At 50.6% G+C, this 25,641-nt stretch carries 17 protein-coding genes and 1 pseudogene; 10 read left to right on the top strand and 8 right to left on the bottom strand.

The features are described 5' to 3' along the window. Nucleotides 1-49 precede the first annotated feature (49 nt). A complete protein-coding gene (aroC, locus tag MKY82_RS01170) occupies nt 50-1,108 on the top strand; it encodes a chorismate synthase (RefSeq protein ID WP_220686968.1) in 1,059 nt (352 codons plus the stop codon). A 110-nt stretch (nt 1,109-1,218) separates the two neighbouring features. Here aroC and MKY82_RS01175 read toward each other — a convergent pair whose 3' ends face one another. The 3 genes from MKY82_RS01175 to MKY82_RS01185 all read right to left on the bottom strand — a co-directional run bounded on the left by MKY82_RS01175 (nt 1,219) and on the right by MKY82_RS01185 (nt 4,411). Then, the gene (locus MKY82_RS01175; RefSeq protein WP_339295276.1) at nt 1,219-2,343 is read right to left on the bottom strand and encodes an NADH:flavin oxidoreductase; all 1,125 of its coding nucleotides are present in this window, start codon (nt 2,341-2,343) and stop codon (nt 1,219-1,221) included. 117 nt (nt 2,344-2,460) lie between these two features. Further along, nucleotides 2,461-2,772 carry a helix-turn-helix transcriptional regulator gene (locus tag MKY82_RS01180; RefSeq protein WP_009590170.1) on the bottom strand — a complete coding sequence of 104 codons (312 nt, stop codon included), beginning with the start codon at nt 2,770-2,772 and terminating at the stop codon, nt 2,461-2,463. A gap of 118 nt (nt 2,773-2,890) precedes the next feature. Continuing rightward, a complete protein-coding gene (locus tag MKY82_RS01185) occupies nt 2,891-4,411 on the bottom strand; it encodes a flavocytochrome c (protein WP_339295277.1) in 1,521 nt (506 codons plus the stop codon). 402 nt (nt 4,412-4,813) lie between these two features. Between MKY82_RS01185 and MKY82_RS01190 the strand changes: the two genes are divergently transcribed. Beyond that, a complete protein-coding gene (locus MKY82_RS01190) occupies nt 4,814-5,380 on the top strand; it encodes a TetR-like C-terminal domain-containing protein (RefSeq protein ID WP_100539618.1) in 567 nt (188 codons plus the stop codon). Between the two features lie 112 nt (nt 5,381-5,492). Continuing rightward, entirely contained in the window at nt 5,493-7,262 is a 1,770-nt protein-coding gene (locus MKY82_RS01195) for an oleate hydratase (RefSeq protein ID WP_220686966.1), read from the top strand. A gap of 132 nt (nt 7,263-7,394) precedes the next feature. Here the strand turns inward: MKY82_RS01195 and MKY82_RS01200 are convergent, their stop codons facing one another. After that, a complete protein-coding gene (locus MKY82_RS01200) occupies nt 7,395-7,613 on the bottom strand; it encodes a helix-hairpin-helix domain-containing protein (protein ID WP_339295278.1) in 219 nt (72 codons plus the stop codon). Between the two features lie 306 nt (nt 7,614-7,919). Between MKY82_RS01200 and MKY82_RS01205 the strand changes: the two genes are divergently transcribed. Together MKY82_RS01205 and fhuB are read left to right on the top strand one after the other, a co-directional pair. Continuing rightward, nucleotides 7,920-8,954 (top strand): iron-siderophore ABC transporter substrate-binding protein, encoded by a 1,035-nt coding sequence (locus tag MKY82_RS01205; protein WP_339295279.1) that lies wholly within the window; start codon nt 7,920-7,922, stop codon nt 8,952-8,954. Beyond that, a complete protein-coding gene (gene fhuB / locus MKY82_RS01210) occupies nt 8,951-11,056 on the top strand; it encodes a Fe(3+)-hydroxamate ABC transporter permease FhuB (protein ID WP_339295280.1) in 2,106 nt (701 codons plus the stop codon). The genes MKY82_RS01205 and fhuB overlap by 4 nt, the downstream gene beginning before the upstream one ends. 125 nt (nt 11,057-11,181) lie before the next feature. Here fhuB and MKY82_RS01215 read toward each other — a convergent pair whose 3' ends face one another. Next, nucleotides 11,182-12,114 carry a helix-turn-helix domain-containing protein gene (locus MKY82_RS01215; RefSeq protein ID WP_339295281.1) on the bottom strand — a complete coding sequence of 311 codons (933 nt, stop codon included), beginning with the start codon at nt 12,112-12,114 and terminating at the stop codon, nt 11,182-11,184. Nucleotides 12,115-12,260: 146 nt separating this feature from the next. Here MKY82_RS01215 and MKY82_RS01220 point away from each other — a divergent pair, with 146 nt between their 5' ends. Continuing rightward, a complete protein-coding gene (locus tag MKY82_RS01220) occupies nt 12,261-15,050 on the top strand; it encodes a sugar-binding domain-containing protein (RefSeq protein WP_339295282.1) in 2,790 nt (929 codons plus the stop codon). Nucleotides 15,051-15,320: 270 nt separating this feature from the next. Here the strand turns inward: MKY82_RS01220 and MKY82_RS01225 are convergent, their stop codons facing one another. The 3 genes from MKY82_RS01225 to MKY82_RS01235 all read right to left on the bottom strand — a co-directional run bounded on the left by MKY82_RS01225 (nt 15,321) and on the right by MKY82_RS01235 (nt 19,013). Next, the gene (locus MKY82_RS01225) at nt 15,321-16,262 is read right to left on the bottom strand and encodes a hypothetical protein (RefSeq protein WP_339295283.1); all 942 of its coding nucleotides are present in this window, start codon (nt 16,260-16,262) and stop codon (nt 15,321-15,323) included. 240 nt (nt 16,263-16,502) lie between these two features. Beyond that, nucleotides 16,503-17,201 carry a hypothetical protein gene (locus MKY82_RS01230; RefSeq protein WP_339295284.1) on the bottom strand — a complete coding sequence of 233 codons (699 nt, stop codon included), beginning with the start codon at nt 17,199-17,201 and terminating at the stop codon, nt 16,503-16,505. Between the two features lie 1,149 nt (nt 17,202-18,350). Continuing rightward, complete coding sequence (locus MKY82_RS01235; RefSeq protein WP_339295285.1) at nt 18,351-19,013, bottom strand: M50 family metallopeptidase; 663 nt, start codon at nt 19,011-19,013, stop codon at nt 18,351-18,353. A 138-nt stretch (nt 19,014-19,151) separates the two neighbouring features. Here MKY82_RS01235 and MKY82_RS01240 point away from each other — a divergent pair, with 138 nt between their 5' ends. From MKY82_RS01240 to MKY82_RS01255, 4 genes and pseudogenes are all read left to right on the top strand, one after another. Continuing rightward, nucleotides 19,152-21,152, top strand: coding sequence for a TerB N-terminal domain-containing protein (locus tag MKY82_RS01240; RefSeq protein WP_339295286.1), 2,001 nt, complete (start codon nt 19,152-19,154; stop codon nt 21,150-21,152). Nucleotides 21,153-21,219: 67 nt separating this feature from the next. Then, entirely contained in the window at nt 21,220-22,557 is a 1,338-nt protein-coding gene (locus MKY82_RS01245; protein WP_194540416.1) for an ATP-binding protein, read from the top strand. Continuing rightward, the gene (locus MKY82_RS01250; RefSeq protein ID WP_339295287.1) at nt 22,554-24,773 is read left to right on the top strand and encodes a DEAD/DEAH box helicase; all 2,220 of its coding nucleotides are present in this window, start codon (nt 22,554-22,556) and stop codon (nt 24,771-24,773) included. The genes MKY82_RS01245 and MKY82_RS01250 overlap by 4 nt, the downstream gene beginning before the upstream one ends. Next, nucleotides 24,766-25,578 (top strand): annotated as a pseudogene (locus MKY82_RS01255) (phosphotransferase). Before MKY82_RS01250 ends, MKY82_RS01255 begins: the two are co-directional and overlap by 8 nt. Nucleotides 25,579-25,641: the final 63 nt, after the last annotated feature.

A 25,641-nucleotide genomic window follows, 5' to 3' on the forward strand; every position in this document is an offset into this window, starting at 1 on the left:
CCTCTAAACTGAAGGATAAGGAATCGAAATGTTTACGGGAGGTATGAACATGGCAGGAAGTACGTTTGGAGAGCGGTTAAAAATGACTACGTTCGGGGAATCACACGGAGAAGCGGTGGGCGTCATTTTAGAAGGTGTCACACCGGGCGTTGAGCTGGACGAGGCTTACATTCAGATTCAGATGGATCGCAGAAGGCCGGGGCAATCCTCTGTTACGACTCCCCGCAAGGAATACGATAAGATCCGCATTTTATCTGGACTTTTCGAGGGGAGAACGACGGGGACGCCACTGTGCATCATGCTTAACAACACCGACATGCGCCCGTCGGCTTACGATACAATCAAATCGACCTACCGGCCCGGGCATGCAGATTTCACATATGAAAAAAAATACAAGATTCGCGACTATCGAGGAAGCGGAAGAGCTTCGGGAAGGGAGACGGCTGCGCGAGTGGCTGCTGGAGCCGTGGCGCGGAAGCTTCTGGAACGTCGGGGTGTCTCCATCCTGGCGTATACGACCGAGATCGGAGGTATCCGATGCGAGCAATTTGACGCCGATGCTATCGAACGGAATGCGGTTCGTGCGTGTGATCCGGAAGCAGCCGTTCGCATGATTGAGAGGATAGAACGACTGGCCGAAGAGGGGGACAGCTGCGGGGGGATTGTCGAATGCCGAATTAGCGGCATTGCCGCGGGACTGGGGGAACCCGTATTCGACAAGCTTGACGCTGAGTTAGCGAAGGCTATGTTGTCCGTCGGCGCGATTAAGGGCATTGAATTCGGGGCAGGCTTTCAAGCGGCCACTATGCGGGGAAGCGAGCACAACGATCAGATGGACGCGGGAGGGTTCCGGACGAACCATGCCGGCGGAATCATCGGTGGTATCAGCACCGGGGCGGATATCGTGTTCCGAGTCGTCGTAAAGCCGACTTCATCCATTTCAACCCCTCAACAGACTGTCGATGTAGACGGCAATGAACGGGAAATTGCGACGATCGGCAGGCACGATCCATGCATCTGTCCCCGCGTCGTACCGGTGATCGAAGCGATGGCTTGCATGGTAATCGAGGATCATTACAAGCGTCAAGCCGCTTTGCTGGACGAATAGCAGGAAACAACATACGGCAAAAAAAACCGGAAGCGATCTGCTTCCGGTTTTGTATTTAAAGATCTAATGCGGCTCTCAGGTCCCAAGGGGGCTGGGGAGCTGAAATCGCATTAAATCAGGGTTTGCAAGGAATCCGGCTTGAATGGTGCCAGCTCGTCGAAACGTCCATCTCGAACCTTAGCGGCCCATTGCGGATCAGCCAACAGGGCACGGCCGACGGCAACCAGGTCAAATTCATTTTCCTCAAGACGATTCAGGAGCTCTTCGAGGTCTCTTTGGCCGGCACCCTTACCTTGGGTGAAGAGGCTGGTGAATACTTCATCGAGACCGACGGAACCGACGGTGATGACTGTTTTTCCTGTCAGTTTCTTGGCCCATCCAGCAAAGTTCAGGTCAGAACCTTCGAATTCAGGCTCCCAGAAGCGACGGGTCGAGCAGTGGAATATATCGACCCCGGCGTCAGACAGCGCGGTTAACAACTGACCCAGCTTTTCAGGCGTATCCGCCAGCTTGGCCTCATATTGGGTTGTCTTCCATTGGGATAGGCGGATGGCAACTGGGAAGTCTGGACCCACCGCCTCACGTACGGCTTTGACCACTTCGACCGCAAAGCGGGCACGCTTCAGCATGTCACCTCCGTATTCATCGGTACGCTGGTTCGTTCTCTCCCAGAGGAATTGGTCGATCAGGTATCCGTGGGCACCATGGATTTCTACGCCGTCAAAGCCAAGGCGTTTGGCATTCGCGGCTGCATCGGCATAAGCTTGAATAACCTGCTCGATTTCATCCTTGGTCATGGGTTTCGTGACGACGTTGCCGTCCAGGTCAAGTCCGGATGGTCCGATCGGAAGTGCTTCCGGGTTAGGCTCGGCACCTATTGGTCTAGTCATGCCGATGTGCCAAATTTGCGGCATGATCTTACCGCCGGCTTCGTGGACCTGACGGACCACCTCGGCCCAGCCGTTCAATGCGGCTTCACCATGGAAGTTAGGTATATTGGGGTTATCGGTTGCAGCCGGGTGATTTATCAGTGTTCCCTCGGTAATGATCAATCCGACGCCATTCTCCGCACGCCGACGGTAGTAAGCGGCCACATCCGGGCCTGGAACGCCGTTCGGAGAGAACCCGCGCGTCATAGGGGCCATCACCACGCGGGATGGAAGAGTAAGGTTACCGATGGTATATGGCTCGAATAGGGATGCTGTAGATCGGACACTTTGATTTTGATTGCTCATGTATGGAATCCTCCAATATGTTTAATATACTTTTCTGCATTTTCATAAAAATAGATATATATGATAAAAAGAAAGAGCTTTTAAGCTTAATCTTCAATCTGAATTTGCTTTTTAAGCCTAAAGCTCTTCCTTGAGTTGTTCGATAAAACGCTTAATGCCCTCCTCATTGCGTCTGTAATATGTCCACTGGCCCGCTCGATGGGATTCCAGTAAACCGGCCTTTTGCAATTTTACCAGGTAGCCAGAAACGACCGACTGAGCGAGTCCTGTTTTTTCTGAAATGGAGCCCACGCAGATACCGCCATGAAAATCACATTTGGAAGGCATGTGATCCTGCGGATCAAAATGTTCCTCCGGATGCTTCAGCCACTCCAGGATTTTAAACCGGGACTCGTTTGATAGTGCTTTGATGGTTTGTAAGGTATCCATGTGTTTCATTATATCTATTTTTATAGAAATGTAAATATGATTTTTAAAAATGATCGCTATCGGAGGATTAGGACAACCAAGCGTGCGTTGTTTTGCCGTATAAAGGGATGTAGACTGCTTACTGCGCTCCTACAAATTCAGCCGATTTAATGCCGGCTTGGCGGCCGAAAATAATGATCTCGGCAACGGAGTTGCCGCCGATCCGGTTTTGACCGTGCAAACCGCCGGTTAGTTCGCCGGCTGCGAACAGTCCTGGAATAGGCTTGCCGTCTTTATCCAAAACTTCCGTGTTCGTGTTGATTTTTACGCCGCCCATGGTGTAGTGAATACCGGGGGCAATTTGGATGGCATGGTATGGAGCCCCGGATAATTCGTTATCCATGCCTGTCGTTCTGTTGAACTCGGTATCTTTATTGTTCTTCACCGCGCTGTTCCATGTATCCAGTGTGGCTTGAAGCTGATCAACTGGAACGCCCATTTCATTGGCCAAAGCCTCGATCGAATCGCCCTGAATGACAAAGCCCATTTTTTCATATTGCTGAATCGCTTTAACCCGGGATTTTACCCCGGAATCGAACACAAGATAAGCCGATTTTTCAGGAAGCTTATTGATGGCGGCGGTGACGTTATCCCGAGTATCCAGCTCGTTTGTGAAACGTTTGCCTTGGCTGGAAACGAGGATGGCCCCTTCTCCCCGAACGGCTTCCCCGATAAGATAAGATTTCTCCTGCTGAACCGTAGGGTGAACCTGGATTTGATCCATATCGACCGTAGTGCCGCCGAGTTTTTCAATCATGGTAATGCCGTCACCGGTGCTGCCTTCTTGATTGGTGGTCACGTAACCTTTCAGATCGGACCGAACTTCGGAGATCATGTCCATGTTGGCTCCGAAACCGCCGGTTGTCACAACAACGGCATCCGCTGCAATAGCTTTCTCGTCTTTCCCGTTGAAGATGACTTTGACGCCGTTTGCTTTGCCCTCTTTTTCCGTAATATCCGTTACCTTGGCGTTGACGAATAGCGGAATTTCTTGTTCTTGTACATTTTTCACCAGACCGTTGACAAGGTATTGTCCTACCGCCGAGCCGTCCTCAGGACGGTGCGTGCGCTTTTCGTTCATGCCGCCCGTAATGGTGATATTGTTCAACCGAATCCCGATGGAATCCAGCCAATCGATCGCGCTTGCCGAATGGTCAACGAAGAAACGAAGCATGTCTTTGTCGTTGGTTTCATGACCGCCCTTTAAAGTCTCTTCATAAAATAAATCGTTGCTGTCCTTAATACCCTGTTCTTGTTGGAACTTGGTTTCGGAAGCATTCATGCCCGAGGATGATTTTATGGTATTCCCGCCGGCAATCGGCATTTTTTCAAAAATGACCGGGTTCATGCCTTTTTCTTTTGCCTCAAGGGCAGCAGACATACCGGCTCCGCCTGCACCGACGATGATGATATCATACTTTTCTTTGAGCTGATCGATTGGCGTATACCCGGTTTGGGACGCACCCGAAACGGCCGTATCTGGGGCTTCTTCTTTTTTTGCGTTGTCTTGACTCTGATCCTGGGTCCCGCCGCCGCATCCCACGATGGCGAACATGAAAGAGAGAATGAGTATAAGCGTTGCTGCAACCTTCTTTTTCACTGTGTAACCCTCCACTTTCTCTACATCTATTTAGTTGACCATAAAGAGCCAAACGAAAAAGGAGGTTTACCGTAGAAAAACGAGAAACAATAGGGTGTGCGAGTGTGGCCTTTATTCTTCGAATCTCAGATCTTCCCCGGTTGCCTCCCTCCGTCAGCCTCGTTAGGTCCACTTCATTTTAATATAGGGCTGTTAATTAAGTGGTGAATTATTTCACAATATAAACTTAATTTTTATTTACAACGATGCCATCGGGTTGCGATTTTCTCGACTTCTGCGCATTTCCAATCTATTTGCCTTCATAGGGTCACCGCTTTTTCGCGTTGAGTTCCTTTATAATGAAGGTGTATCGTCTGACTAATGGCCTTTGTGAATGATTACGCTCTGGATTGGAGGAGTTTTATGGCACAAACAACAAAAAAAGCGCTTGCCCTATCGCTAAAAAAAATGCTTGAGAAAAAAACGCTTGATAAGATTACCGTCATTGATGTTGTCGAGGACTGTGAAGTGAATCGGCAGACGTTTTATTATCATTTCAGGGATATTTATGATCTTGTGGAGTGGATTTGCACAAGCGAGGCTACCATAGCGCTGGATGGCAAGAAAACGTATGACACGTGGCAGCAGGGCCTATTGCAAATATTTGAGTATGTGCTAAAAAACAAGGCGTTTGTGACGAGCGTCTATCATTCTATTAAACGAGAGCAGCTGGAAAGGTACCTATTTAACGTAACGTATCATCTTTTGATAGGGGTTATTGAGGAAAAGGCCGTTACGATGTCGATCAGGGATGAGGATAAGTCGTTTATCGCTGACTTTTATAAATATGCGTTTGTAGGGCTGATGCTGGATTGGATTGCGAAAGGGATGAAGGAAGAGCCCTCTGCGATTGTGGACCGGCTGAGCATTTTGATTCAAGGCGATATCTTTTTCGCGCTGGAAAAGTTTAAATTGCACCACTCTCATTAGACAATATTAGCCTTGTGTCGAAAGTTTCGACATTAGGCGGACATTGTCTATGGGAGACCTCCGAATATTTTTTTATGATGTAGTTGCTAGAATCAATTCGGAGGTGACTGGAATGTATTATAGCAATGGAAATTATGAAGCGTTTGCTCGCCCGGAAAAACCGGTCGATGTCGACAAAAAGTCTGCATATCTGGTTGGAGCCGGTTTAGGCTCTCTGGCAGCTGCGTGCTTCCTCGTGCGCGACGGCCAAATGAAGGGAGAGCGGGTCCACATTCTGGAGGAGCTTAGTCTTCCCGGAGGTGCCTGCGACGGAATTCATGACAGCGATAAAGGTTTTATTATTCGCGGTGGGCGAGAAATGGAAGATCATTTTGAATGCTTATGGGATTTGTTCCGTTCCATTCCGTCTCTTGAAATTGAAGGCGTATCGGTTTTGGATGAGTTTTACTGGCTGAACAAGAAAGATCCGAACTTCTCTCTAATGAGAGCCACGGTTAACCGGGGCGAGGATGCGCATACCGATGGGAAATTTGCTCTGAGCGAAAAAGCTTCGCTGGAAATCGTGAAGTTGTTCTTTACTCGAAACGAAGATTTGTATGATAAGAAAATTACCGATGTATTCACGGAGGATTTCTTTGCCTCAAATTTCTGGCTTTACTGGAGAACGATGTTTGCCTTTGAAGATTGGCATAGCGCCTTGGAGATGAAGCTTTACATCCAAAGATTCATTCACCATATTGGCGGACTGCCTGATTTTTCGGCGTTAAAATTCACGAAGTATAATCAGTATGAATCATTGATCCTGCCGATGATGAAATATTTGCAGTCGCATGGCGTTCATTTCCAATATGATATGACAGTTACGAATGTAGTATTTGATATCCAGGGCAATAAGAAGGTTGCCAAGCAAATGGTATGTCGCCGTGCCGGCAAAGAGGAATATATCGACTTGACGGAAGATGATTTGGTGTTTGTGACAAATGGCAGCTGCACGGAAAATTCTGCTTCGGGCGACCATCATCGCGCGGCTGAATTTAATCGTTCCACAGGCGGCTGCTGGGAGCTCTGGAGAAATATCGCTAAGCAGGATCCATCCTTTGGACGCCCCGATAAATTCTGCACGAATACGGAAGCGACGAACTGGGAATCGGCAACCGTTACGACACTTGATGACAGAATCCCGCCATATATCGAAAAAATCTGTAAACGCGACCCGTTCAGCGGAAAGGTCGTTACCGGCGGCATCGTGTCCGTAAAGGATTCCAAGTGGCTCATGAGTTATACTCTGAATCGGCAACCGCATTTCAAAGAGCAGCCGAAGGATCAGCTTGTCGTTTGGGTGTACGGATTATTCACCGATGTTCCGGGCGATTACGTCAAAAAGCCGATGAGAGAATGTACAGGCGAGGAAATTACGATGGAGTGGCTGTACCATCTTGGTGTGCCGGAGCATGAAATTGCGGACATGGCTGCCAACTCTGCCCGCTGCATCCCGACTATGATGCCTTACATTACGTCATTTTTCATGCCGAGGACAGCAGGAGACCGGCCTAAAGTAGTTCCGGATGGTTGCGTCAACTTCGCTTTTATCGGACAGTTTGCCGACACGGTTCGCGACACCGTATTCACAACCGAATATTCGGTTAGAACGGCAATGGAAGCTGTGTACACCTTATTAAACGTAGACCGCGGCGTACCTGAAGTGTTCGGCTCTTGCTATGATGTCCGCGTACTGCTGGACTCCACTTCCAAAATGATGGACGGCAAAAAATTAACCGATCTGAAGCTTCCGTTGATCATGAACTTAATAGAAAAGCAGGCTTTGAAAAAAGTTTCCGGAACCGTCATTGAAGATTTACTGAAACGCTATAACATCATATAGTCGAAGTCCCATTATCAAAGATGATATGGAACATCAACGAGCGCACCAATCCAAGATTGGTGCGCTGTATGGGAAAAAATAAACACGATAGATCCCTGGTCCTTATGGCTTCAGGAGACCTATCGTGTTTATTTATTCTTTGAAGGCTAGGCCCTTCTCGGCGAGAGCTTCGCGTAGTATTCTGACCGCCTTGGGTCCTACCCCGTGAATCGCCAGCAGTTCTTTCTCGGATGCCTGGGTGAGGTCGGCAAGCTGATGATAGCCTGCAACGATAAGGGCTTGGCGTGCAGGTTTGCCGGCCTTAACGGGAAAGTCGCTTTCTGCAGCCGGAGCGGGGGGGTTGTCACACATGGAGATCCCTCTCTTTTCGAATGTTTTGTTTAATGGATACAAGGCACAAGAATAGTGGTAGAGGTTAAGATGGTAGGAATAATCAGTAAGATTATGTTATACATCTAACGTTCTGTAAAGAACGAATCCTATAATCGAAGAAGGACAGATTCATGGATCGTTTAGACAATCTTCATAAATTCTATTGACATTCTTAATGAGAATAATTATCATTGTGCTGAGTATTGATAATGATAATTGTTCTCAATAATTATTATTAATAAACAATATCTACAATACATAGAGGGTATGAGGGGGAGAAATTCGATGCGCAGTATGAAGGGTGTCGTGTTTATCGTATTGATATTTGCTTTGGCTTTAGCCGGTTGCGGCGGGGGTGCGGCATCCAATGAAGGAGGCAGCTCCACGGCAGCGAAGAATTCGGATCAAGGGGCTGCACAGGGCGGGGATAACACTGAAAGCACGCCGGAAACCCGAACCATCAAGCACGCTCTGGGCGAGACGAAAATTACGGGCGTTCCGAAGCGTATTGTCGCGCTGGAATGGCTTTACGCGGAGGATGTCCTGGCACTTGGTGTTCAGCCTGTGGGCATTGCGGACATTGAAGGGATGAACCAATGGGTGAACATCCCCGTAGAGATTGGGGCGGACGTTACCGATGTCGGCACCCGTCAAGAGCCGAATCTGGAGCTGATCGCTTCCTTGAAGCCGGACCTGATCATCGGTTTGAAATCGAATCTTGAAGCCGGCTATGATACGTACAACAGCATCGCGCCTACCTTGGTGTTTGATCCTTATCCGACTGAGGGACAAGGGGATCAATATGAAGAGATGGTTAATACCTTCAATACGATTGCTGACGTGCTTGGCAAGAAAGACGAAGCCGCAAAAGTGCTTAGCGATCTGGATCAAACTTATGCCGATGCCAAGTCCAAGCTTGAAGCAGCCGGCATGACGGAAAAACCGTTTGCCCTCGCGATGGGATACAGTAATCAAAATGCGGTGACGTTCCGGATTTCGACGGATAATTCCTTGGCCGTCAAAATTCTGGAGCACATCGGGCTGACCAACGCCCACAAACCTGATCAATTTGAGGTTTATGGCTTTACCACCACAGACGTAGAGGCATTGCCTGCCCTTCAGGATGCGAATTTCCTGCATATTATCCAGGAGAGCGATAACATCATCGAGAACCAATTGAAGGACAATCCGGTGTGGAAAGGTCTGAACTTTGTTAAAGAAGACCGCGTGTACGCACTTGGCGGTGACATGTGGCCATACGGCGGCCCATTGTCTGCCCAAACCATGGCCCAGAAGACAGCTGATCTGCTCACAAAATGAGTCTCGGCAACAAACTGGCACAAGGCTCCGCGCCGGTGAGCATTCATCCAGCCCCACCCGTTTCCTCAGGTAGGGGCTGGAAGCCGTTATGGATGCTGGTTGGAGGCCTGGTGGCTCTGTTATTCCTCACGTTTATCAGCTTGACGCAAGGGCTAGCCGATATATCCGTCAATACGGTCGTGCAGGCCCTGGTGTCTCCGCAGGATATCGCGGATCACCATCTCATCCGCAGCGTGCGCCTTCCGCGTACGGTCATGGGCCTGTTGGCTGGCGCCGCCTTGGCGGTGTCGGGCGTGCTTATGCAGACCGTCACGCGCAACCCGCTGGCCTCGGAGACGACGCTTGGCGTAAATGCCGGCGCTTATTTGGCCGTCGTGGCGGGGATGATCTTCTGGCCGGGACTGCTGCATCAGTATGCCCTTCCACTGGCAGTGGCAGGCGGAACGCTGGCGGCCGTCGCCGTCTATGCGCTGGCGGGAAAAACGCAGGGCTCTCCTCTGCGGATTGCATTATCCGGGATGATTGTTACCCTGGTTTTATCCTCCGTTACGAGTGCGCTGGTGCTGCTGAACCAGCAAACGACGCAGGGGATTTTTCTGTGGGGCTCCGGCTCGCTTATTCAGAATGACTGGGATGGCGTAGCTTTTTCATGGCCGTGGATCATTGGCGGGCTGATCGTGCTGTGTTTGGCGGTACGTCAGTGGGACATTCTGACCCTCAATGAGGAGTCGGCACGTTCCCTTGGCCAAAAAGTCGGCACCACCCGTTTGCTTGCGATGGGGGCAGCGATTGTGCTGGCCTGCGTGACCGTGAGCGTGGTCGGTCCGATCGGCTTTATCGGGCTGGTCGCTCCCCATCTGGTCCGCCTGTCCGGCGTGGTCCGGCATGCGGGGTTAATTCCGCTGGCTGCCTTATGGGGCTCGGCTCTGCTTGTCGGGGCCGACACGGTGGCCAGGATGTTCATAAACGCCTACGGGGAGCTTCCGGTCGGAGCCATTACGGCCATGATCGGAGCCCCGTGCCTCATCTGGCTTGCAATGCGGGTATCCCGTTCGTTGATCGGAGGGCGCGGGTCTTCCGGCGGATCGATCATGGCGGGCACGAGCCTGCGCCGGATACCTTATCCGGCCTTGGTAACACTGTTTAGCGTGCTGCTGGTGCTGGTATGGGTATTCAGCCTGATGAGCGGCAGTCTGCGCATTCCCTTCACGGAAGTGCTGGCCGTGCTTACGGGAGGCGGCGAGTCGATGTATCGCCAGATTCTGCTGGAGTTCCGCCTGCCCAGGCTGTTAACTGCCGGGTTGTCCGGCATGGCGCTGGCCGTCAGCGGCAGTCTTCTGCAGAATGCGGTCCGCAATCCGCTGGGGGATCCCCAGGTGATCGGAGTGACCAGCGGAGCCGGTGCTGGCGCACTGCTCCTGATGATCGGTTTTCCGCAATTGTCGGCAGGCTGGGTCCCGGTCGGCGCGGTTCTTGGGGGGATGGCTGCAGCTGCTTTGGTATATGCGGTGTCCTGGAAAAGAGGACTTCATCCGACGATTCTTACGCTGGTCGGCATTGCCGTTGCCGCGCTTGGTTCCGCCATCATCAATCTGATGATCATTCATGCCAAGGTGGACGTAGCCCCCGCATTATCCTGGATGGCGGGCAGCACATATAACCGGGGCTGGACGGAGGTGCAGCGGATTGTTCCCGCTATTCTGATCCTGCTTCCTCTGGCTGCGTGGCTCGGGCGGAAGGTGGATCTGCTGACGTTCAGCGAAGAAAGCTCAACCGGCCTCGGTCTCCATGTGCGGAATACCCGGGTGTATGTCGCCATCATTGCGGTGCTGTTGGCTTCGATTGCCGCAGCCAATGTCGGCTCGGTCGGCTTTATCGGACTGCTTGCGCCGCATGCCGCCAGAATGCTGGTTGGGGCTCGCCATCGGCAATCGATGGTCATCGCGGCGCTGCTTGGCGGAATTTTGCTGGCTGGGGCAGACTGGCTCGGGAGGGTGGTCATGATTCCGAAGGAGTTGCCTTCGGGTATCGTTACCGCGCTTCTGGGTGCGCCGTATCTGTTATATCTGATGGGAAAAACCAATAAGCTGAAGAAGAAATAACCGTGATATATTCAAAAAGGCTATTCCATAGTCGCCAAGAGAGGTGGCATGGGATAGCCTTTTTTGTCTTCATTCGGTTGATTATTAGATTTGCCTCTTTTTCATCTTCTGGCTGCGGTGGGCTGTTAGACTTCCGTGTACCGTACAAAAGACAGGATGATATCCTGCGGATGATCTCCGAAACCCGAACCATATAGATTCAGGCCGTTCGGGTGCTCGGCGTCTTTCTTCACTTCGAAGCGGACGCGGATTGGCCGGTTAAAGGCAAGCTCCAGCGAATCGATGGTCGTGGCGCTGGACTCGTGGCCATTGACCTGGCTGCCTTGTTTGGTTACGCGCCATTCCGTCAGCAAACCGTACTCACTGCCGCTTCTCCATTTATCCGGGGTGAGTTTCCCCTTGCGATCACCAAAATCACCGGGACTCTTCCAAGTGCCTACAGGTTGGTCGTTGATGCTAACCGTGATGTCGGATGGCCAATCCTGCTGGAAGGAAGGCGCTTCGGAGCTAAGCTCCGCGCGAATGCGCAGCTCATCAAGGGCCGCTCCGGGCGGCATAGGGTTCGCAAAATAATATTCGATATATCCTGATCCCGAGAACCAGAGCAGCGCAGCCTCCGTTCGTTCCGGCATGTAAAAGGCGCGCGGATCGTCAGGGGATCCGATCAGAGATCCGTCCCGAGCTGCCATCCCGCAGGTTGGCTCGATATAGCAGTGGGAGAACATGCCGATGGGCATATGGATTTCTTCCGTGCGCTGCAGCCCCTCGCCCGGCTTCGATGGCAGCTCGAGAAAAATGGAACGGCAGGTGACGGCGCAGATTTTTTCCCGGTTCGCTCCTTGCGAAGAGACGATCAGATCCGCTTGCTCCAGCATCTGGACATTAATGGACACCGTAGGCTGCGCAATCCCTAGCGCCTCTGCTAACTGACCGACACTCATCGGTTTATCGCCAAGCGCTTCAAGGATGCGGACACGGACGTCACTGGATAGGGCCTTGGCCACTTCCACGATCCGGGATGCCGGATAACGGTTGGTTTCCAGCTTCGATTCGTTCATAATCCCCTTCCTTTACTGAAGAGTTGTAGTAGCTCCAAGTGTACAATACATTTGGTATATTGTAAAAGTATAATGTACATTGCATTTATTATATACAGGTGCTAGAATAGGGGCAAATTCAAAAAAAGGAAAGGTTGTGTACCTTCATGAAGACTCCTGTAGCACCCTCCATTCACACGGAAATTCCGCGCGCGGAGTACCCCAGACCGGATTTTGAGCGAAAAGACTGGTTGAATTTGAACGGCCAGTGGTTGTTCCGGCTCGACACGCAAGGATCAGATGATGTACAACAACAAGCAGGTACGGGCGCCGATGGAGACGCTGCTGCCCTGGAGGGTGGAGACGCCAGCCTTTTTACTTCAGAGATTACGGTGCCCTTCTCTTGGGTTAGTCCCCTGTCCGGCATTGAGCGTAACGAGAAGGGGGTAGGCTGGTATCGTCGATCCGTGAAGTGGGAGCCAACCGGGAGCCAGTCCCGGATCTTTCTGCGGTTTGGTGCCGTCGATTATCTGTGTGATGTATGGGTCAACGGCAAGCATGTCGGCTCGCATCAAGGCGGCTACGGAACCTTCGAGTTTGACGTGACAGCGGTGTGGGATTTGGTAAAAGACAATACGATCGTTGTGCGTGCAGAGGACTTCGACCACAATTATCAGGCCCGAGGGAAGCAGGGGTACGGCGAGATCCGGGGCATTTGGCAGCCGGTTTGGCTGGAGGCCCGGCCGCAAACCTACTTGGAGCAAGCCATCTTTACGACCTCCATTGACGGTCGGATCGAATTGAAATCCAAGATCCAGGCTCAAGAAGCAGGGACAGTGAAACTCCAACTCTCTTTTGCGGAGGGCTCGGTTACGCATCAGGTGGAGTGGGAACTGCAAGAAGGCGCGAATGAACGGACAACGGTGTTCCAAGTCCACGACCCGCGGTTGTGGAGTCCTGAAACCCCTCATTTATACGAAGGGGAGCTGCGACTGGCCGGTTCATCCGGCGAAGATGTCGTCCATACTTATTTTGGCATACGGGAGATCGGAACGGCGAAGTTTGACGGACGGGATTACCGCTGGATCACGTTGAACGGGAAGCCGGTTTATTTAAACGGGACGCTGGACCAATCCTACCATCAGACGGGATTCTTCACTTACCCGACGGATACGGAGATGCGGGACGAGATCTATCTGATGAAACGGCTTGGACTCAACTTCGTGCGGATTCATATCAAGCCGGAGGAGCCCCGCAAGCTGTATTGGGCGGATAAACTCGGGATTCTGGTGATGGAGGATATGCCGTGCTTCTGGGGCAATCCGGATGAAACGGCGCGTTCCGCCTATGAGCGCGAGGCGCTGGAAGTGATTGAGCGGGACCGGAATCATCCGTCGATCTTTTCATGGGTCATGTTTAACGAGACTTGGGGGCTTCGCACGGATAGCGAGTCTGCCGGCCTGACGGGCGGCGAAGGACAGCATCGGTATTATCTTCCGGAGACCCAGGAGTGGGTAAGGGAGAAATACAGATGGGCCAAGGAGCTGGACCCGACTCGAATTGTGGAAGACAATTCTCCATGCGCTTACGATCATGTGGAGACGGATATTAACACCTGGCATTTTTACATCAACGGTTATGAACCGCTGCGGAATCATATTGAGGAGATTGTCCAGAAGACCTATCCAGGGTCCGAACATAACTATATCGGCGGCAATCAGCAAGGCGACGCTCCGCTCATGAACAGTGAATGCGGAAACGTGTGGGGAATTGACGGAGGAGCCGGGGACAGCGATCTCGCGTGGCATTACCGTTACATGCTGAACGAGTTCCGGCGCCATGATAAGCTGTGCGGCTTCGTATTTACGGAGTTCCGTGACGTGACAAACGAATTCAACGGCTACTACCGTCTGGACGGGACGGACAAAAAATTCGGGTATGAGGATTTTGTGCCGGGCATGTCGATCGCCGATCTGCACACGCCGGATTTCATCGTTATTGACGCACCGCCTTGCCAGACGCTGGAGCAAGGGGCTGAGGCTGTCATACCGCTGCTGCGCTCCAGTTATTCGGATCAATACCATGGACAGAAGCTTACCCTTGCCTGGGAATTATCCTATGATCAGCTCGGAACGAAGGTTGTCGCTGATCAAGGCACCCTGGATGTGGTCTGGGACGGCTACGGTGTTGCGCCACTAACGGAACTCAAGCTTCGCATGCCGAAGACCGATGCGGTTGCGATCCTCGGAGTTCGTCTCTTGAATGAAGGAAGCGGTGTGGTAACGCGCAACTTTACGACGTTTGATGTGCGTGGCGGAGAAGTTCAGGGGAACGATGGAGCGGAAGGCAGCACCGTAAGCATCCCGGTTAACACATTCCGTGATCAAAGCTTCGCCTACATGTGGGAGGCGCTTCAAGGCTCCAAAGTGAATGGCGGCGGAGAAGGCCGATTCGTCTATGAGGTGCAGCTGCCGGATCACGACGAACAGCCGCTGATCCGCGATATCGAGATATTCTTCGAGGCTGGAGCGAAACGCTTATTGGCCAGAAATATCGAGGGGGCGCGGCATCGGACGCACGGAATCGATTTTATGCACGGGGCGTCGGCGGACGTGGAGTATAACCCAAGCACGTACTATATGACAGATGAAGAGCTGCATGAATCCCGTATATCGGTTTGGGTGGACGATGTCCAAATCGGCGAGGTTGTGCTCGCCGATGACCCTGCCGATGGTCGAGGCGTGCTGTCGTGGCACTATCAGCCGGTCCATAACCTTCTGGAAGAGGCCGGTTCGTACGGATACCTGTGCCAGGCGCAGGTACCGGGAAGACTCGCGGCAGAGCTTGACCGCAAGCGCAGCTTCCGACTGGAGCTGCGGGCCGAGGAAGGCGGCATCAGTCTGTATGGACGGAATGCAGGCCGCTATCCGATCGATTTGCTGGTGCGGTTTCGATGAGGATGGTTAATAGTTTTTTATCAATTTGCTTTTCGGAAATGATGTCTTAAAAGTATTGGGCAAATTTCATCTAATGTTTTTGCATTCAGATGTGACTCCAGCCTAAGATAGCTTATATCTTAGGCTGGGTCATGTGTTCTCTGCCATTTCTGAATATACATCAGGTCACCCAAGGTCACTAGCCTTCATTGTGAATGAGTGTTATGCATCTCTTCTAACCTATTCGATTCATTAACAAACAATTTATGTTAGACATTGTCTAATATAAATTTATGCTTTCTCTTCAAACATTTTTGACATTACCTTTAAGGTTTCATAGTGATCATTTGCATTCGTTTTAGTTTGATATGTTTGAAGATTTGTTGTAACTATATTAAATAATTCTTGAGAATCAATTTTGTTTTCCCCTGCTTTATAAATGACTCTCCTAACTGTATCTTTCCAAAAGTCCAATTCCTTTCTAAAATCACTTAACTTAGATTTATATAATATTTTCCATTTTGTATTATTATAATTTATCTCTTTTATTTTTTTGTGTAGAATATCTACTTCTTCTTTAAGTTCCTCTCGATCTTTTTTCAGGTCTTCTTGCCAATCACTTACCAACTTTAAGGACTCTTTCAAATCATTTTCTCTTATTCCTGCTAATTCCCTGAATTCTTCCATTCTTTTTTGACTTCTTCTGTCTATTAGATAATTGGCTACAGTAAGTAAAACTATAAACATTAGTGAGTTAATGACTAAACTTAACATAGTTTTTTTGAATGGACTTGTTACTTTATTAAAGTATTCAACTTCTATACTATTACCATTTTTATTTATTTTCACTTGATCACTATTAATAATTTTAGAACTTGTAATAATCATTGTTACTTTCTGATTCCCTAAAATATCAGGTATATTAAATATTGAGCCATTGTTAATTCCGTAATTAGCATTGACTTTTTTAATTACAATTGGTTGAGAAGTAATAATATCTTTTTTTTCAACATTCAATGGTAAACTAAATTCAATATTGCTAATATTTTTATCGGTTGAATTTAATATAGAAATTGAAGTTTGAAACTGACTTTGACCTACTTCTATTGGTTCACCAATTCGTACAACTCCTTTGTCTACAAACAAATAGCTAAAAAGTAAATTAATTAAAAGAGATCCTATTCCTAATAATACTGATGAAATTATTGTTTCCAAAATTTTCTTATTCATCATATTGCTCCTTCATAATAATTTAAGAAATATATACATAGTAGTTGCTCGATAACGCTATTGTATTCATGAGATCCCACATGACTTTAGGACCTGCCAGGGTTGCCGCGGTACGGTTATTCGGTGCGAGTTGTCCAGCGAATTCCAATCCTCTGCTGTCTCTTTGATCTACGGACTGAGGGCCTAATGACCCGATGCATGAATATTCTGTTAGATAATGTTCTATTAATCTCTCAGCTAATTTTATTTTTTAATGAAATTTATATAATAGGAATCTATTGCAACGAATGTAATAAGACTTTCAAACGAAATTTTACTAATCGTGTTCCAAAAATCACTATCAATTATTGGGCTGCCGTACAGCTTATCGAGAGTAGACAAGATGGTCAGTAAAATTACTAATTCATAGGCTCTTCTTCTAAAGAAAAAAACAGACAATGCTTTGTCAATTAAGCTTTGAATATCCTTGTGAGCTTGTGAATGTTCATTGCTAGTATATTTGTAGGTATAGATTGTTATTTTCCGACCGAAATATGCAAATACAACTATTGATACAAGCAAAGCTTGGTACGCTTCAATAACTTTCATTGAGTGATCCACATCAAATAAATAATAAATAGCTTCCCAAGTTAATATTTGTACTCCTGCTATCAATCCAAATGTCATAATTGGAAAAACAATTACTAAGTAGCCTTGTCCGAGAACCATAAGTGATGTTGCAATTCCACCGACAGCTTTCATTGTCAAGGCAATAAATTTGTATCTGGAGAATGGTTTTAATGCAGGGTAAATTACCAAAGAAGAGAATAAAACAGCTAACGTAGACAATAAAATATACTCAAATAAAGAAAGCTTTGAGATAAATATTGTTCTCCAAAAATAACAAGTAATAAAAATTAATATAAAATAAAATACTAGAGGGAGCCAATGCTTTTTTATCATTATTCATCATTATCTCCTTTATCAAGTTTCAGCTAAAGTTGCTGTATCTACGAACCTCACTGGGTTAAGAGGCTATAGCGCAGGTCCAACGAACTTTCCAAGTGAGGGGCTGTCTGCTGATTATACTTCATCAAGAATCTCTCCTGCAGACCAAGGGTTGTAAAGCCCCGAAGCGCAGATACACTGTTAGATGATGGTATTGCCTCCTTCGAATTTGCTATTTAATTGATCTATTAAGTTTGTTACTTCCCTTGGTGTTTTAGGTATTATTATATTTTTTCCTTTTTCATTTTTTGAGTATTCCTGGTCTTTTATATTTTCTGAAATTCCATACCCACTTAATGAATTCCCAATCTAATTGCTCAGGACATCTCTCATTCAAAATCAAGCCTCGTTCTTCCATGGCAACTAATTATTCGTTTAATGACTCTGAAGGTAGCTATCAACGGTGGTAAACCGCTGTTGGTGTCTTCCTCGAATTACTAGTCATCCTCGTTTACGCACCATAAAAAGTCAGTGTAGAAGCAGAGATTGTTGCTATAGCCGTAATTGCATTTCCTAGCCACTGTGGATCTGCCATGGTATCTCCTTCTTATTCGATATATCTTTCGCGTTGAATTCTTATAATGTCTTTTCCATACAGGACTCAATGGACGAATTCATATAATGCACACATACAGTATATTAGACGAAGAGAAGGCCAATCCTGCTCCATCTCCGACAGGTTCCTTCGCATGAGGCGGTCCAGGGTTTGGGAATGTGCTGATGGTTTTTAAGCCCGACATGGTATAATCTCTCGATTCGTTTTTAGGCTGAGTGGCAGAAAAACTCCCAGAATACGCCTTAGATCGATTCCAATTACCAGCTCATGACGCCGTAACGCATAGATCGTAGCTTTGTTCAATTCGTTTGGCCCGCTCAATAATATATCTATGGTTGTCTATGGATGGTAGGGGAGGAATCAAATTTTATGATGAAGAAAATAAGCTCTACTATTGTACTATGTTCCATCCTAATATTATGTTTTTGTATGAATCATGCCATCACAAAAAAGATCCTTTATAGGAATCAAGCGTTATAAAAAAGCCAGCGTCATTCCAAAGATTGGATAACGCTGGCTTCTTTTTCCTGTCTTGCAATTAACCTGTTTCACCGCTTCTTCCAGAACAGCTGGAGCGCCACCCTCGCGCACCATAGGGAGAACAGCAGGAACAGCAGCGCCCAGACGAAGGCCGGGAGCACGGTCATGTTGGCCAGGTTGGAGGCGTCGCCTGCTTGTTTGGGCTGGGTCAGCGCCATGGTCAGGAGGGTTAGCGGACCGACCACGGACTCTTCCAGCACGAGAAAGGCAAGCAGCAAGTAGTAGAAATTGCGGATCTTCTCCCCGAGGAAATAGAAGATCAGATTCACGATCATAAAAATAATGAGCCACCATAATCCATAGCCGGCACGAACGAAGAAGATGATCATAATGAGGGCAAGCACGGTAATGGTGATCAGGCCGGTGGCCTGTTTTTTCTTGGCATAGCCGTAGAACATCAGAATGGCGAACAGGGATGCCGACATATAACCTGCAAGCGAAACCACAATCGGACTCCAGCCGCCGGAAGCCAGCATGGAATAGGTCACGCCGCTGTGATCCGGATTCAGCTCGATGCTGAGCACCCGCCCCGACATCAGTAGGGTCATGACGGCATGCCCCAGCTCATGGACCATCGTATCCAGGATACGGAACCAGGAAGAGAAGGGGATCAGCCTTGTCAGAATAGCCGCGCCCACTAGAAATAACAATGCTTTCAGCCATTTATTCATTCGAAGGTCCTTTCAGCATAAAGTCATTCGCTAGACTGTCATTCCGTCCATTATAATACAGATGAGAAACATGTGAAAACCGGGTAGTCCCTATAGGTTAAATGGTATAATTGAAGTTGTGACGGAGGTTCATGTTCGATGACAAACGATAAGCCTAACAACGACAATCACATAAAAGATATAAGACAAACTACGCACGTGAGTGACCAAGGGATTCGTTTTGCCGAATTCGAGCTGGCCGGTGATGAGCAGGACGTTTCGCTGCCGGACAAGCAGTCAGTTATGCTGAATCAGGAGCAGGAACCCATGAATCCTGTGGCACCAACGAAGAAATCCTTGATTGTGAAGCCGCAGCAGCCGCTGGATATGAATTGGGATGAGGACTTCCGCTACGTGACCAAGGAGCAGCAATTCGTGCAGAAAGCAAGGGAGCTCGCATGGCATGTGGAGGGAGAGGCCCCTTTTGTGGCTTTCAAAAGCTATTGGCCGACCTACGACCAGATGGCCAGCGACCAGTTCAAGTGGTATTTTTACTGGCGGGAGGAAGTCAGGTCCGGGCGGTACCCGGATACGGACTTATCCTATTTGTTTGTCTATTTTTACGAGCTGATCCATGGTGTAGGCTGGAGCGATCCCTTACAGGGCTATGAGTTGATGGAGCAGGCATGGATAGCCTACCGCAAGCGGTATACCAAGCTGGATACGTACCTGCGGGAGTGGCTATATGATTTTATGATCGTGCATGGCTTGGATATGCCGATCCGCGAAACGTACCAGCGCTTTCCGCGCGTTCTATCCAGTGAGCTGAAGGAGAAGGAATGGAAGCGTCGGTTCTCCCTCCAGCCCGTGAAGCTGACGTGGGAGCTGCTGCTCGATTTACTGGATTATGACGTGGAGAAGAGCCGTTTTTATCAGGAGAGTGGCCGCAAGGACTTGGAACAGTATGCCCCCAAAGTCATTGCGCTCGTGGACAGCTATTGGGCCAAAATAAAGGGGCACCGATTCATCGACCACTTTCAGCCCCGGCCCCGGCAGGTGAAACGGCATTTATTCCGCAGTGCGGTGTACGATCATGGGTTATACGGGCGAAACGTCGTGCTGACGGTGGTGTCTTTAAGCGAGTATGCACCTTTGCGTTCCTATATAACGGCGCTGGTACGCTTGACCGAGAATAAGCTGCGGGAGCTGAGAGGTTTCAAGGGACGGCTGCGCGGCCCGGATGTAGTGGATCCTGAAATAGTAGAGATTATTACCCGTTATCTGAAAAAAGAGATTCAGGAGCAGATAGAGGCCCAGCGCAGACAGGCGATACCTGAGGTTCAGATCGACATCGGGAAGCTGCGCCGATTACAGCAGGAGTCGGACCAGGTCCGCGACATGCTGCTTACGGAGGAAGCGGGGCAGCAGGCTGAAGCGAGCAACAGTCAGCCGGCATCGGAACCAGCTTCGTCCGTTGGTGCTTCTTCAGATCACTCCGAAGATACGGGAGCAAGCAGTAACATGGCTGCACCTTCCAAGGGCCGATCTTCCCGAAAATCGGCGGCGAAGAAACCGGACGTGTTCCAGGCGGTGATGGATTTTGATGCGGATCCTTATGAGGTTGAAGCCATAGAGGTACGTGATCAGCTTGATGAAGCAGATGGCATCGTTCACTCCGTGAACACGGAAGAATCGAAATCAGAAGCAGCGAACGGAAAGTCTATGGGGTCGTCAGGGAGTGCTGGTGATCGCTCAATGCAATCCACAGGCTCTCTAGAGCTCAAGCCGCTGCCTTCATCAGAGCATTCATCTGAAGCTGGGGGCATCCACGTTATAGACCCGCACGTCGTAGATGTAGAGGCCCTTATAGGGATGCCTACAGTAGGAGAGCAGTTGTGGCAATGGGAGGTAGAGGATGAGGAATGGCAGGAGCTTGCAGAGCGTCTCAATCCCACCCACCTGGAAGTTCTCCACGCCCTCAAGGCGGGACCGAACCGCTCGGAGCTGCAGCAAATTGCGGAGAAGGTCGGTTCCATGCCGGCGTTATTGCTTGATGAGATCAATGAGGCCGCGATGGACACCATCGGTGATCTTTTGATCGATGGAGAGGTCATTGCGGATGATTATATAGATATGCTGGAAACATTAAAGTCCGTATAACCGGACGTGTGGAAATAGATTTTATGTTTTGAGAGATGTTTGTAAGATGCTTGAAAGAGGTGGAACTATGACGGAACTAAAAATACCGAAACGGCTCACAACGGCCCTCGTAAACTCTTTAACGGCAGGGGTCGTGCCGCGGGTGGGGCTTGAGTTCATCGCCGTCGGCCGGAAGCCGGAGGTGGAGTCCATCCTGCGCGATATGGAAAATATCGCCGAGGGCGGCGCCGCCTTCCGCCTGATTACGGGCCGCTACGGAAGCGGCAAAAGCTTCCTGCTGCAGATCATCCGCAACTACGCGATGGACCGCGATTTCGTGGTGGCGGATGCGGATCTGTCGCCGGAGCGGCGGCTGGTGGGCACGAAAGGGCAAGGTCTTGCCACTTACCGTGAGCTGATGACCCATCTGTCCACAAGGACGCGTCCGGACGGGGGCGCGTTGGAGGCCATTTTGCAGAAATGGATTGCCGCGATCCAGCAGGACATTATGCAGGAGACGGGCATGCGGCCAGATGATCCTGCCCTGAATGATCGGGTGGAGCTGCAGATCTATGCGGTGACAAACGGCATGCAGAATCTGGTGCACGGGTTTGATTTTGCGAAGGTGTTGGCTGCCTACTGGAACGGCTATAAGCTTGGCGACGATGACCGCAAGGGAGCGGCGCTGCGCTGGCTCCGCGGGGAAGTTCCGACGAAGACGGAGGCGCGTAAGGACCTTGGCGTCGGGGTCATTATCGATGATGACAATTGGTACGATTATATGAAGCTATGGTCCGAGTTTACGGCGGCCATTGGGTATAAGGGATTGCTGCTGTTCATTGACGAAGGGGTTAATCTCTACAAAATTACCAACAGCGTATCCCGCCAGAGCAACTACGAGAAGCTGCTGACCATGTTCAACGACACGATGCAGGGCAAAGCGGAGCATCTGGGCATCTACATGGGCGGAACACCGCAGTTTGTCGAGGATGAGCGCCGGGGGCTCTTCAGTTATGACGCGCTGCGTTCCCGCCTGATCGACGGACGCTACGGCAGCAGCTCGCTGAGAACGTACACTTCGCCCATCCTGAAGCTGGACATGCTGTCGTATGAGGAGATTCTGATCCTCCTGCAAAAGCTGCGGGATATCCACGCCCTGCACTTCAAATATGAAGCGCAGTTAACGGATGATCAGCTCATCGCATTCATGCAGACGGCCGTGAATAGGTTGGGAGCAGAGGAGCTGCTCACCACCCGCGAGGTGGTGCGGGATTTCATGGATCTGCTGCATACGCTGCATCAGCATCCCGATGCCACGTTTGAAGAGCTGCTAGGCGAGCGTGCCGCAGCGCAGCCGCAGGGCAAAGGGCCGAATGATGCCGATTCGGACGATCTGGACGATCTCCTCGCGGAGTTTGAATTATGAGTGCGAACCCTTTTTCCAGACTGGCCCCGTTCATTCAGGAGTTCATCTATAAAAAAAGATGGGATACACTCCGTGAGGCGCAGGTGGAAGCCTGCCGCGTCCTGTTCGACACGCCCCATCATCTGCTGATCGCTTCCGGTACGGCATCGGGCAAGACCGAAGCCGCGTTCTTCCCGGCGCTGACGGAGCTGTACAACGTGCCTTCCAGCTCAGTAGGGATCCTGTATATCGGCCCGCTTAAGGCGCTGATCAACGATCAGTTTGAGCGCATCTCCGATCTGTTGAAGGAGGGCCAGGTGCCGGTATGGCATTGGCATGGCGATGTGTCCCAAGCCGAGAAAACGAAGCTGATGCAGAAGCCGTCGGGCGTGCTGCAGATTACGCCGGAATCGCTTGAGGGGCTGCTCATGAACCGGCCGAACGCCATCCCGGCGCTGTTCCAGGATTTGCGGTATGTCATCATTGACGAGGTGCATGCCTTTATGGGAGCGGATCGGGGCATTCAGGTGCTGAGCCAGCTGACCCGGATCGAGCGGATGGCTTCCTGTTCCCCTCGCCGCATCGGGCTGTCGGCTACGCTTAGCGATTACGAGACCGCTGCCGGCTGGCTGGGCGCAGGCACGAAGAACGCGGTCGAGGTTGTCTCGCCGCAAGGGGGGCGGAAGCTGCGGCTGTCGGTCGAGCATTTCTCCTTCCCCGATGCGCGGGATGAGAAGCAGGCGGAGCAGCTGGAGCTTGCCCGTAAAGCCTATTACGATTTCGTATACGACAACACGCATCTGAAAAAAGCGCTGGTCTTCACCAACAGCCGCTCGGATGCCGAGCTGACCACGCTCGAGCTGCGCCGGATTGCGGCCAAGCGCGAGCAGCGGGACGTCTTCCATGTGCACCATGGAAGCATCTCGGCGATGCTGCGCGAGGAAGCCGAGGCTGCGCTCCGTGAAGGTCCGGGGCCGGCGGTTGCAGCGGCCACCCTGACGCTGGAGCTCGGCATCGATCTCGGCGAGCTGGAGCGGGTGATTCAGCTGGGCGCGCCGTACAGCTGTTCCAGCTTCGTTCAGCGGCTCGGCCGCTCCGGCCGGCGCGGGGATCAGGCCTCCGAGATGATGTTCCTCTGTCCGGAGGACGAGGATGAGGAGGCCATGCTGCCTGCGCGCATGCCATGGATGCTGCTCCGGGCCATTGCAGTCATCGAGCTGTATATTCGCGAGAAGTGGGTCGAACCGCTGGCCCTGCGGAAGAAGCCGGTGGGCGTGCTCTATCATCAAACGATGAGCACGCTTAAGAGCATGGGCGAAACCGAGCCGCCGGATCTGGCGAGAGCAGTGCTGTCTCTCCCGGCTTTCCGCGGCATTGAGCCGGAGGAATACAAGGAGTTCTTGCAGTATTTGCTGCAGACGGACCATATCCAGCGTACGGAGGAAGGAAGCTTGATCATCGGCCTTGGCGGGGAGAAAATCGTGAACAACTACCGCTTCTACGCGGTGTTTAAGGACGATGAAGAGCATGTCGTATATAACGGGTCCGAAGAAATCGGATCGATTACGACCGTGCCGCCGCCGGGCTACTGCTTCTCGCTCGCGGGCAAGCTGTGGAAGGTGGAGGAAGTCGATACGAAGCATAAGGCCCTGTATGTAAAGTCGGCCAAAGGCAAGGTCGATACCTTATGGCTTGGCGCAGGCGGCGATGTGCATACTCGCGTGGTGCAGAAGATGCGGGAGGTGCTGGCGGACAGCGCCATTTATCCGTATCTGGCGCCGGGCGCGGTGAATCGTCTGGAACGGGCTCGTCGTCTCGCCCGGGAAAGCGGACTGCTGAAGCAGGTGGTTCTACCGGCGGGCGGCGACTCCCTGTTCATCCTGCCTTGGGCGGGCAGCAAGCAGTTCCGCACGCTGGAACGACTGCTGAAGCATAATCTGTCCGAGCGGCTGGCGCTGCGCTCCATCGTGCCGATGGAGCCGTATTATATGGTGGTTGCGGGTAGGGTCGATAATAAGACGCTGATGGAGGAAATCAAGCAGGAACTGATGGATTGCGAGGACGCAAGCGCACTCCTGGATCCGGACGAAGCGCCGTATCTCGGCAAATATGACGAGTTCGTCCCGCCGAAGCTCGTTCGCACCGCTTTTGCCGCCGACGGACTGGATCTGGAGGGATTGGCTGATGTGCTGGGGATGGCACATGGAGCAGCGGGAAGGGGAGCTATGGATGTGTGACAAGGAAGAAATACTTCCTTATGGCAATGTGAACGAAGTCGTACGTATCGGTAATACCGTTCATCGTACGACTGAATGGAGTTCTTTCGTGCATGACTTGCTTCAACACTTGGATAAGCAGGGGTTTGAAGGCGCCCCCAAGTTCATAGGCATTGATCACAGCGGTCGCGAGATCTTGTCCTACATTCCTGGCGAAGTGCCGGGAAACCGATATCCTGATTTTAAACCCTATATATGGTCGGACCATGCCCTTATCCAGAGTGCAGCGTTGTTACGGCGTTATCATGACGCCGTGTAGGGCTTTGCCGCAGCTTCAATCCAACCGGAGGTTGCACATACCCCTCAGGCTTCGGGGGGATGGGACGATGAAGTGATCTGTCACAATGATGCCACGCCATACAATATCGTTTTTCAAGACGAAGTGCCGGTTGCACTGATTGATTTTGATTTGGCTGCGCCAGGTCCAAGAATCTGGGACATCGTTTATATGCTGTACACCTCAGTCCCGCTGGCAAGCTTTGCAATAGATTACACTACAGGGACATCGATACCTTATCAATCGGAATTACATGCTGCGGATCGCACGCACAGAGTATCGCTGTTCTTTAAGTCCTATGGTATAACACCGCCTCCCAACCTGAAAGAATGGACTATTAGACGCATCAAGGCATTATGCGATACACTTACAACCGGTGCGGCACAAGGCAACAAGGCTTACCAGAACATGATCGACGAGGGGCATGTGGCCCATTATGAGCGAGAGATTCAATTTCTGCAGGCACACTTTGAAGAGTGGTACCGATGAAGGGTACCGAGTTGAAGAGTGTCTGCTTTTTTTCATATCTATCCCCCCAGGGGTCGCTGAGCA

This window comes from Paenibacillus sp. FSL W7-1279 (genome assembly GCF_037969845.1).
Lineage (GTDB): Bacteria > Bacillota > Bacilli > Paenibacillales > Paenibacillaceae > Paenibacillus_AQ.